This is a genomic window from Gammaproteobacteria bacterium (assembly GCA_009838035.1).
In the GTDB taxonomy this organism is placed as follows: Bacteria; Pseudomonadota; Gammaproteobacteria; order Steroidobacterales; family Foliamicaceae; genus Foliamicus.
This window is the reverse complement of the sequence record VXSK01000011.1, coordinates 1-10521: the sequence shown is the minus strand read 5'-3', so window position 1 is coordinate 10521 and position 10521 is coordinate 1. Positions and strand designations below refer to the sequence as shown.

The window sequence follows — 10521 nt, the reverse complement described above, 5'->3', positions numbered from 1 at the left end:
CGAAAGAGGACGCCCCCGCCCCCAAGGCCGACGGCAAGGACGAAGCCCCCGGCGTGGTCGGCGAACTCCCCGCCAGCGCCATGGTGATGAGCGACACGACCGGGTCCGCCGCCGCGGCGCCCGGAAAACAACGCGTCAAGGCCGCCCCTTCGGTGCGCGCCCTGGCCCGCGAACTGGGCGTGGACCTGACGCGGATCGAGGGCTCAGGCCCCGGCGGCCGGATCACGCCCAAGGACGTCGCCGCCGCCGCCAAAGCCGCCCGCGACTCGGCCCCATCCTCCCCGGCGAGTGGGGACATGTCCCCCACGCCAGCTTCCGCCACCGACGAAAAACTCTCCGGCCCGCGCCGCGCCATGTTCCACAGCATGACCGCTTCCCACACCGAGGTGGCGCTGTGCACGGTGATGGACGACGCCGACATCCACGACTGGGAGTCGCCGCGCGATTTCACCCCGCGGCTGATCCGCGCGATGGTTGCCGGGGTCCGCGCCGAACCGCGGCTTAACGGCACCTTCAGCGCCGAGACCGGCGTGCTGTCCATGTCCGAAGACGTGCACATGGGCCTGGCCATGGAAACGCCGCACGGCCTGATCGTGGCCACCATCTTCAACGCCGGCAAGCTCAGCCTCGATGAATTGCGCGACGAAGTGGCGCGGCTGAAGAAGGCCGGCGCCGACCGCACGCTCAAGCCCGGGGAGGTGCGCGGCTACACCGTCACGCTCTCGAACATCGCCGGCGGGTCGTCGCGCTACGCCACGCCGCTGATGGTTCCGCCCACCGTGGGCATCCTCGGAAGCGGCGCGGCCCGCGAGGAAGTCGTGGCCGTGAACGGCGAGATCGCGATCCGGCGCGTGCTGCCGCTGTCGCTCACCTTCGATCACCGCTGCGTGGCCGGCGCCGACGCGTCCCGATTCCTGGGCGCGGTGGTGGCGGACCTCACGCTGGCCTCGTGAAGCCTTCGTATGGCCGGCTGATCCTGTGCCGGCACGGCGAGAGCCTCTGGAACCGCGAAAACCGCTTTACCGGCTGGACCGACGTTGACTTGAGTCCCGCGGGCGAGGAGGAGGCCTGCCGCGCCGGGCGCCTGCTTCGCCAGGAGGGCCTGGCCCCCGACGTGGCCCACACTTCGGTGCTGATCCGCGCCGTGCGAACGCTTTCGCTGATGCTGGCGGAGCTTGACGCAAGCGGCATCAAGGTCCATCAAAGCTGGCGTCTGAACGAACGCCATTACGGCGCGCTGCAGGGTTTGAACAAGGCCGAAACCATGGAGAAGCACGGCGAGGCGCAGGTCAAGATCTGGCGGCGTTCCTACGCCACGCCGCCGCCGGTGCTGGCGCCGGACGACCCGCGCCACCCTCGTCACGATCCGCGCTATGCCGGTCTTGACGCGCCGCCGGCCGCCGAGTCGCTCAAGGACACGCTGGTCCGGGTCAAGCCCTATTGGGAAAGCCGCATCGCGCCGGATGTCGAGGCCGGACACTGCACCCTGGTATCCGCGCACGGCAACAGCCTGCGGGCGCTGGTGAAGTTGCTGGAGAATATTTCCGACGACGACATCGTGCGGCTGGAGATTCCCACCGGTGCGCCGCTTCTATACGAATTCGGCCCCGGCTTTGCGGCCCGGCCGCGCCGCTACGTGGGAGAAGGGCAGTGATCTACGATCTGGGTGACCGCAAGCCGCGCTCGAAGGCGTTGTTCGTAGCCCCGGACGCGGCCGTGATCGGCAGCGTGGAGCTGGGCGAGGACTCGAGCGTCTGGTACGGCGCCGTGTTGCGCGGCGATACCGAGCCGATCCGTATCGGCGCGCGCAGCAATATCCAGGACGGCACCGTGGTGCATACGGACGATGACTTTCCGACCACCATCGGCGACGACGTGACCGTGGGGCACAACGTGATCCTGCACGGTTGCACGATCGAGGACGGCTGCACAATCGGCATGGGCGCAATCCTGCTGAACGGTTCGCGGGTCGGCGCCAACAGCCTGGTCGCGGCCGGCGCCCTGCTGCCCGAAGGGCGGGAATATCCGTCCGACAGCCTGATCATGGGTGTGCCCGCCCGCGCCGTGCGCGAACTCACCGACGACGAGCGCGCCCGGGTGGCGGAAGGCTCCGGGGTGTACCTGCTTCGCGCCCGCGAACACCGCGACCAGCTTCAAGCCCGTATAGTTGGGGAGGAGCACTTGCCATGAACGAAAAAGCCAAATTCGAGGGCCATTACAAGGGCGCGAAAAGCCGGGAGAACCTGGCCTGGCATCATGCCAGGCCCACGCGCTTCATTCCTTTCGTACACGAGTCGCGCGCGCAGCCGGGCACCGCCCTGGACCTGGGCTGCGGAACGGGTGTCGATACCGTCGGGCTGGCCAAGCTGGGCTGGACGGTCAAGGGCATCGACTTCATGGAGCCGGCCATCGCCATGTCCACGGAACTGGCCGAGAAAGAAGGCGTGGAAGTGGAATACATCCTGTCCGACGTCCTGGAGTGGGAGTCCAGCGAAAAGTTCGATCTCCTGGTCGATTCCGGCCTCATGCACAACATGCCTCGGGAAAGTCTTCCGGAGTACAAGAGCCGCATCCTCCGCTGGCTCAAGGAGGACGGCGACTTCATCCTGGTCCACTGGGAAAGCCGCGGCGATCACGACCGGCTGTTCGCCGGGCCCAGGCGCTCGACCAGGGAGCAGCTGATTGCCTTCATGGCGCCTGAAATGTCACCCGTGGATCGGTTCGACCGCAAGGAATCCCGCGTTTGCCGCACCTGCACGGGTCAGACCTGCGACAACAAAGGCCAGTACTGCCGCGGCGTCGGCCCCGACCTCTCCGTCGCCTACCTCTGGTTCCGGTTTGCGTAATCCGCGGTCAGTTCGGCCATGATCGAGAGGGCGATGGAGGCGGGGTCGTTGGCGCCGATGTCGAGGCCGACCGGGCCGCGCAGCTTGTCCTTGAGGTCGCCGGCGCCGTCGCCCAGTTCGCGCAGCAGGCGCTCGCGCCGCGCCCTGGGGCCCAGCACGCCCACCCAGGGAATCGGCCGGTTGGCGAGCGCGGCCAGGTAGGCGCGGTCCGAGGCGAGGTGGTGGCTCATCACCACGCAGGCGTCCCAGGGATCCAGGTCCACGCGTTCGGCGACGCGCTCGGGCCTTAGCTCCAGCACGGACTCGGCCGCGCCAAAATCGCCGCGCTCCAGGTACGAGCGGCGATGGTCGCAAACCGTGACGCGCCAGCCCAGCCGCTCGGCGAACTCCACCAGCGGCACGGCATCCACGCCGGCGCCCAGCACCAATAGCCTCGGAATCGGCGCCAGCGGATACACCAGCACCTTGCGCGCCGGGTTCTTCAGCGTGTGCAGGCCATTGGGATGCTCGGCAGGCACCTCCTCGTCCATGAACGTGGCGCCGACCGGCGCCTCGTCGCCCTCCACCACGACCGCGCAGCGCGATGCCTTGGAGCGCATCGCCAACTCCGCCATCCGCGTCAGCGGCGCCCAGGGATCTTCGCCGCCGGGCGACAGCGGCTGCAGCAGCACCTTGAGCATCCCGTCGCAGCCCACGCCGGTTCCGAACAGGATGTCGTGCTCGCCGCGCATGTCGTAGCAGACCGAGCGCGGCTCGCCCGACTCCAGCACGGCAGCGGCGTGCTCGGCCAGGTCGCCCTCCAGGCAGCCGCCGCTCACCAGGCCCTGGTAGTTGCCTTCGCCGTCGATCAGCACGCGCGCGCCGGACTTGGAATAGGTCGATCCGGCCGTTTCGTAAACGGTGCCGAGGACCAGGCGGTCGCCGGCCTGTTTCCAGGCCGCGAACGTTTCGATCAGGTGCTTGAGCGCCATTGCTAACCCAGGGTGGGGCGGACGGCCAGCAGGGATTCGGCCAGGCGGAGCTGGCCGCGGGCGCGCACGAGGTTGTGTTCTGCGCGCGAGGCGAAGCGCTCGGGGTCCCAGCCAAAGTAGCGGTCGTTGAGGATGTCGGCGGTGAAGCGGGTGGTCAGTTCCAGCGTGATCCAGAGCGTCGCGTCCACCAGGCAGGACCGTTCGTCATCCGTTATGAAAGTGGCCACGTCCAGGTAGCCGGAGCGGGCCGCCTCGAACAGTTCGACCGAAAACCCGGTTTCTTCGCTGTTCTCACCGGCGGGATTGCACCACGAACGAAACGCGTCGCCCAGTTCGTAGGGCAGGCTCAGGCGTCCCAGCGAGTCCAGGTCCACCATGGCCAGGCCCTCTCCTTCGGGCGAGAACAGCATGTTGTTGATCTTGGGGTCGCCATGCACCACGCGCAGCGGCGTCTCGGGCAGGGGCGGCAGTTGCGCGAGCAGGTCGAGCGTGCGGCGTTGCAATTTCCCGGCTTCCGCTTGCAGCGGGTGGCCGCGGTGGCTGGCGATGGCCTGCTCCAGGTCCCGGATACGGCGGTCGGGCTCGTGTATCGGCCGGCGCTTGCTGGCGAACGGCGTTTCAAAATCCACCAGCGCCATGTGAAAGCGGGCAAGAAGCGCGCCGGCCTGCTCGGCCTGTGCCGCGTTCTCGAGCCGGTTGTGGAATTCGCCTTCGAGCCAGGTGAGCAGGCGCCACACGCCGTCGTCACGTTCCACGTAGAGATCGCCGCCCAAAGCGCCCACCAGCCGCGGCGTGGCCATGCCCCGGGCGGCGATATGCGCCGTCACGGCCTCGATGTCCTGGTGGATTTCCGGACCCAGGATGGGGCTCAGGCACTGCAGCGCATAGCTTGCGCCGTTTGCGCCGCGCACCCGCCAGGTGCGGTTGATCAGCCCGTGGTCCATGTACTCCAGCGAATCGGGGCGCAGGTCCCATGCGCCGAGCACTCGCTCGGCGGCAGCAGTCTCGCTGAGATCGGACGAATCGGTCCTGGGCATCGCTTGATCTTCCTCCTGGGCAATTTTGCGCGAACGGACAATGTACATATACTGAGCCGGCGTGGGGAGGGTGAATCCCCGTTTTCTTGCGGGATTCACCGAAATTGTCAACTTCCAGGGGGATAGAACATGACAATTCGCGTTTGCTTGCGCCGGTTCGCCGGCATCGCCGCTGTGTGCGCCGCCGGCCTGATGGGTATTCAGGATGTGGCTGCGCAGCAGTTCGAGGAAATCGTGGTCACGGCGCGTAAACGCGACGAATCGGTGCTGGAGATTCCGGTGGCCGTATCGGCCTATAGCCAGGAGGACCTCGACGCGCTGGGCATGAACACGCTGGAGCAGCTCGCCTCGGTGACGCCGGGCTTTGTCTTCCAGACCATCGGCGCCGGCGGGTTCGGCGGCCGCTACAACCCCGCCATTCGCTTTCGCGGCCTGGGCGTGCAGCAAGCCACTCCGGCTTCCCGCGCCGGCGCGGTGTTCTGGAACGGCGCCTACGTTTCCGATGGCGCCGGCATCCTGCCGCTGATGGACCTGGAACGGGTCGAGATTCTGAAAGGTCCGCAAACGGCGTTCTTCGGCCGCAACACCTTCGCCGGGGCCGTCAACTACATCCCGGCCACGCCGGGCGACGAGTTCAGCGGCAAGGTGTCCCTGTCGTATTCCGCTTCGGACGAGAGCAGCCACAACTTCACCGGCTCCCTCGGCGGGCCGATCAGCGACAAGGTGGGCGTGCGAATCGCACTGAGTCAGGAACGGGTGGGCGCGGACTGGGCGTTCGACAACGGCGACCCCCTGAACGAGGAAAACACGACGGCAGTGACCGGGACGGCCACATTCGAGGCTTCCGACGCGCTGAGTTTCCAGGTAACCGGCTTCTATGTCGACTCCGACGATACGCGAATACTGCAGTCCCAGGAAGCTCATGTAGCGGCGGGTTCCTGCAACCGGACCTACACGGGCAATTTCCGCTCGGTGGGCACCGGCCAGAATGACGGCAGCTTTACCACCGATCTTTCGCAGTCTCCCAGGGCCACGTTCTGCGGGAACATGCCGGACTGGGACGCGACGCCAGTGAACTTTTCCGATGTCGGCAACATCGACGCCAGCACGCCGCTTTTTTCGACTTTCTTCTGGTTCGGGTTCCCTTTTCCGGTGAGTTCGAATCCGTGGTCCTTCGTAACGACTCTGCCGCCGGAAATGGAAGGCGTAAGCATGGTTTCGCCTCCGGGTGGACTGGAGAACGTGTATGAACTCTGGAGGATCGATCTTTCCGGCGAATACCAACTGGCCAACGACGGCGTAATCACCGCCCAGATCGCCCGGGGCGAGTCGTCAAGCTGGGTCATCAACGACAACAACTTCGGCACGCCGACGGTGCGTCCGGCGGTGCTGCCTCCGTTCTTGCCCACAAACACGAGCGGTGCGTGGTTGAGTTCGATCGCGAGCTGGGTGCGCGATACCTACATTGAGACCCGCTACACGCCGCCCGCAGGGGAGCGCATGAACTGGACGATCGGGGCCAGCTACTATACGCAGGACAACCAGCGGGCCGCTTTCCAGGCCTTCGGCCCCACCCACAACCTGAACTTCCAGGACGGCGACAATTTCGGAATATTCGGTTCTGTCGATTATGCGTTGACCGAGCAGTGGACGCTGTCTCTGGAAGGACGCTGGAACACCGATACGCAGACCATCGTCTATGACGGCGTTTCCGTTCTCCAGAACCCGAACGATCCCGGCGCGATCGTGGATGCCGAACAGAAGTACAGCGCGTTCATGCCGCGTCTGATCATTTCCTGGCAGCCATCCGAGAACACCAACCTTTACGCGCACTTCTCCAAGAGCAATCTGCAGGGCATCGACACGAATGCCGGCGACTACACGGAAAGGACCGGCATCCCATTGGGTCTCGGCTTCTTCACGCCGAAGCAGACGCTTTCCGCCTTTGAAGTGGGCCTGAAACAGCAACTGGGCGGCTGGCTTAACTATGCCGTGGCGGTGTTCGCCATGGACTGGGACAACCAGACCTTCTTCGAGCTGAGTCCGGCGCCGTTCTTTACCGCGGCCAACCTGTTCGGCGATGCGGAGATCAGGGGCATGGAAATCGAGTTCGACGTGTCGCCCAACGAGTGGTTCAACTTCTCCGGTGGGTTCGCCTACAACAGCGTGGAGTTCGTTGACTTCGCCGGCGCCGGCTCGGTGGCTTCGGCCGTTCTCGCGCCCACGCTGTCGCTGGGTCAGCAGATCTCGTCAGTCGGCTACCGGCCCCGCTACATGCCGGAATGGACCGGCAGCCTGTCGACGACGGTCCAGGTCGGCCAGATGGCCGGTCTCGCCAGCAACGTCTGGCTGCGCCTGGACGGGATCTACATGGGGCAGTTCTACATCGACAACTTCGAATGGAACTCCGTCGAAGGCCATTGGAAGCTCAATGCCCGGCTGCATGCCGATATCGACGAGTGCTGGTCGGTCGAGGCGTACGGCACCAACCTGACCAACGACCTGAGCCATACGACCGCGGGCGGCACCACGAGCATCACCGGCTCGCTCAACCGCAAGAACTTTGCGCCCCTGCCGCGCAAACGCGAAGTCGGATTAAGGGTTACCTACAGCTTCTGACCGCAGCCCGTAAGCCCTGCTTTGCTCCCCCTGCTTCAGGGAGTATTGGAGGCAGGGATGCCGGAGCAAGCTACAGGGATGTATTCATGCGTCTCCCGGAAGCAGGGGGAGCAAAGCAGGGCGTGATCGAAGCGCCGCTCCCTTCCGCTACTCCTTGTAGCCGCCGAAGACCACCCAGTGGGAGAGCGCTCCCATGCTGGGGTCTTCCTTGTCCATCGTTCCCCGTTCGCCGGCGAAGTTCAGGGTGCGCGGCTGGAATCCCTGCACGATGCGGCTGAAGCCGGCGTCCTTCATCGCCTGCTCGAAGTCCACGCAGCCCAGTGAACCCCAGAAGGGCTCGGCGTTGTAGTAGTTCTGCCAGTCGCGCACGACCACGCCGCCCATGTCCATGCCCTTGTAGCGCAGCGGCACTTCCAGGTTGCACATCGCGCCGCCGGGTTTGAGCACCCGGCAGGCTTCCTTCAGGATGGCCGGCATTCCGGTGCGCGAGGTCTCGTGGAACAGGATTTCCGACGTGACCATGTCGAAGCTCTCGTCCTCGAACTTCAGGTTGCGGGCGTCCTGCTGGTGGAAATGCACCGGCTTGCCCAGCGATTCGGCGCGCGCGTGGGCGTAGCGGAGCAGGGCGCCGCCGATATCGACGGCATGCACTTCGGCGTCCGGGAACAGGTCGGTGAGCGCCAGCGTGCCATGGCCCACGCCGCAGCCCAGGTCCAGGATCCGCTTCGGCTGCTCATCGGGGAAGCCGTCCTGGATGAATGCGCACAGCGTATGGCCGCGCACGTCGTTGAGCCCGCCCGCGCGGCCCAGGCCGTAGAGCACGGCGCCGCGGTCGTAGATCGCCCCGGCGCGCACGTCGTCGCCGCCGGCGTCGTGCAGATAGCCGCCCGGCTGAATGTGCTGATCGACCAGCGTCAGGTATTCCGGGTTCGGCAGGTCCGGGTGCAGCGTCAGGCTTCCAAGCGGGTTGTCGATGGCGCGGAACTTGTCTTCCAGATCGTCCAGTTGCCGGTCGACGGTGTCGGCCACGTAGTCCCACATCAGTTCCTGCGAAGTGCGCAGCAGCGCTCCCCAGTGCTGGAAAATGGGCAATTCCTCGGATTTGCGCAGCACGGCCGTGCGGTCCTTCTCGTCCTCGGGGTCGCACTCGCCCATTTCCGGCATGATCTGCTCGTTGCAGGCGTCGATGGCCTGCGCCATCAGCCGCCCGTTGGCATAGGCGCGCAGGCCCAGAAAATACTTCTGCGCCGCCAGTTCGTCGTGGGTGGCGCCGGCCATCATGCCGTGACGCGGATACACGTCGCTGCGCATGGTTTCCTGGCGCACGCCTTCGGCTTCAAACATCACCATGTTGAACCTCCTTTGAAATGCGGTCGAGTTCGCCGCCGGCCGCTGCGGGTTCCATGTCTTCTTCGAGGTAGCGGAGCACGCGGCCCATCATCTGCTGCCGGATCGGCGCCCGCTCGGCCTCGGCCTCGGCGTCCGGCAGCCAGGCGTCCACGGTGTCCTTGCCGAACAGCCCGGCCTTTTCCAGCAGCCGCTCGTGCGTGTCGATGCGCTCGCGGATCACGCTGACCTCGCCCAGCAGGGTCGTCAGCATGGCGAACAGCATGTCCAGGCGCTCGTCGCCGTAGAACGCGGGGCGCTTGCCCAGCGCCCGCCTGGGGCGTGCTTCGGCTTGTGTATTGGTGGGCATACGCAGTTCCGCTCCCGTTACCGTAGTGTAATCAGTGAATATTAAGTGCGTCTTGCGGCGGAGTAAACGAGTGGTCCAGCGCCTCGGCGACCGCCTGGTTGGTTACGCGCCCGGCATGAACGTTGAGCCCCGCCATCAGCCCGGCGTCCTCGTGCATGGCGCGCCGCCAGCCCTTGTTCGCCAGCGCCAGCGCGAACGGCAGCGTGGCGTTGTTCAGCGCCTGGGTGGACGTGCGGGGCACGACGCCCGGCATGTTGGCCACGCAGTAGTGCACCACGCTCTCTTCGATATAGGTGGGGTCGGAATGGGTGGTGGGGTGGCTGGTCTCGAAGGTGCCGCCCTGGTCGATGGCCACGTCCACCAGAACCGAGCCGGCCGCCATGTTCCGCACCATTTCGCGGTTCACCAGTTGCGGCGTCGATGCGCCCGGCACCAGAACCGCGCCGATCACCATGTCCGCCTGTCCGACGTATTCCTCGATCGCCGAGCGGGTGGAATACATGGTGTTCAGGCGCGGGCCGAACTGCAGGTCCAGCTCCCTCAGCCGCGGCAGCGACTTGTCAAGCACCACGACGCGCGCTTCCATGCCCACGGCGATGCGTAGCGCATTGGTGCCGACCACGCCGCCGCCCAGCACCACGACGTTGGCCGCCAGCACGCCCGGGACGCCGCCAAGGAGCTTGCCGCAGCCGCCCATTTCCGTTTCCAGGCAGCGCGCGCCGGCCTGCACGGCCATGCGCCCGGCGACTTCGCTCATCGGCGCCAGCAGCGGCAGGTGGCCGTGGGCGTCGGTGACCGTTTCGTAGGCGATTGCCGTGACGCCGGATTCCATCAGCCGCCGCGCCTGGTCCGGGTCGGGGGCCAGGTGCAGGTAGGTGAAGAGGACCTGGCCTTCGCGCAGCATCCGGCATTCGTCGGGCTGCGGCTCCTTGACCTTCACGATCATCTCCGCTTCCCGGAACACTTCCTCGGCGTTTTCCGCAATTCGCGCGCCCAGGCTTCGGTAATCTTCGTCGCTGCGCCTGAGTCCCGCGCCGGCCCTGGTTTCAATCAGTAACTCGTGTCCGTTTTCTATCAACTCGCGAGCACTACTCATGCTCAAGCCCACCCGATGTTCGTCGGACTTGATCTCTTTCGGTACACCTATCAACATGCCGTCATTCTAACGCTGCGGCACACTGAGGCGTGTGCCCTCGCCCTGCTTTCTTCCACCCCTGTTTGCGGAGGCGCCATCCTGGCTCGATTCTCGCTATCCTTGCTCCAACGCTCCTCCAACAGGGGTGGATGAAAGCAGGGCTTTAGCAGTGCGCGCCCGGTCTTGGCGCAACGGAAGCTAGTGGCCGGGCGGGGGT

Annotated in this window: 10 protein-coding genes; 5 read left to right on the top strand and 5 right to left on the bottom strand. The window is 65.9% G+C overall.

Features of this window, described 5'->3' with window-relative positions; genetic code table 11:
• The 4 genes from F4Y72_06965 to F4Y72_06950 form a co-directional block, all read left to right on the top strand.
• Positions 1-953, top strand: a 953-nt coding sequence (locus tag F4Y72_06965) for a 2-oxo acid dehydrogenase subunit E2 (GenBank protein MXZ28032.1), incomplete at its 5' end; no start/stop codon positions are given.
• Between the two features lie 20 nt (positions 954-973).
• The gene (gpmA, locus tag F4Y72_06960; GenBank protein ID MXZ28031.1) at positions 974-1654 is read left to right on the top strand and encodes a 2,3-diphosphoglycerate-dependent phosphoglycerate mutase; all 681 of its coding nucleotides are present in this window, start codon (positions 974-976) and stop codon (positions 1652-1654) included.
• A complete protein-coding gene (locus F4Y72_06955) occupies positions 1651-2190 on the top strand; it encodes a gamma carbonic anhydrase family protein (protein ID MXZ28030.1) in 540 nt (179 codons plus the stop codon). Before gpmA ends, F4Y72_06955 begins: the two co-directional genes overlap by 4 nt.
• Positions 2187-2846 carry a class I SAM-dependent methyltransferase gene (locus tag F4Y72_06950; GenBank protein MXZ28029.1) on the top strand — a complete coding sequence of 220 codons (660 nt, stop codon included), beginning with the start codon at positions 2187-2189 and terminating at the stop codon, positions 2844-2846. The genes F4Y72_06955 and F4Y72_06950 overlap by 4 nt, the downstream gene beginning before the upstream one ends.
• On the opposite strand, the gene F4Y72_06945 is transcribed toward F4Y72_06950, so the two are convergent.
• Positions 2822-3817, bottom strand: coding sequence for an XdhC family protein (locus F4Y72_06945; GenBank protein MXZ28028.1), 996 nt, complete (start codon positions 3815-3817; stop codon positions 2822-2824). The genes F4Y72_06950 and F4Y72_06945 overlap by 25 nt on opposite strands.
• A 2-nt stretch (positions 3818-3819) precedes the next feature.
• The gene (locus tag F4Y72_06940; protein ID MXZ28027.1) at positions 3820-4902 is read right to left on the bottom strand and encodes an aminoglycoside phosphotransferase family protein; all 1083 of its coding nucleotides are present in this window, start codon (positions 4900-4902) and stop codon (positions 3820-3822) included.
• A gap of 81 nt (positions 4903-4983) precedes the next feature.
• Between F4Y72_06940 and F4Y72_06935 the strand changes: the two genes are divergently transcribed.
• Complete coding sequence (locus F4Y72_06935) at positions 4984-7473, top strand: TonB-dependent receptor plug domain-containing protein (protein MXZ28026.1); 2490 nt, start codon at positions 4984-4986, stop codon at positions 7471-7473.
• A 147-nt stretch (positions 7474-7620) separates the two neighbouring features.
• Here F4Y72_06935 and F4Y72_06930 read toward each other — a convergent pair whose 3' ends face one another.
• The 3 genes from F4Y72_06930 to ald are packed head-to-tail and all read right to left on the bottom strand — an operon-like array spanning position 7621 to position 10322.
• Positions 7621-8823 carry a class I SAM-dependent methyltransferase gene (locus F4Y72_06930; GenBank protein MXZ28025.1) on the bottom strand — a complete coding sequence of 401 codons (1203 nt, stop codon included), beginning with the start codon at positions 8821-8823 and terminating at the stop codon, positions 7621-7623.
• The gene (locus tag F4Y72_06925) at positions 8810-9169 is read right to left on the bottom strand and encodes a hypothetical protein (GenBank protein ID MXZ28024.1); all 360 of its coding nucleotides are present in this window, start codon (positions 9167-9169) and stop codon (positions 8810-8812) included. The genes F4Y72_06930 and F4Y72_06925 overlap by 14 nt, the downstream gene beginning before the upstream one ends.
• A 31-nt stretch (positions 9170-9200) precedes the next feature.
• Positions 9201-10322, bottom strand: a complete 1122-nt coding sequence (ald, locus tag F4Y72_06920; protein MXZ28023.1) for an alanine dehydrogenase — start codon at positions 10320-10322, stop codon at positions 9201-9203.
• Positions 10323-10521 lie beyond the last annotated feature (199 nt).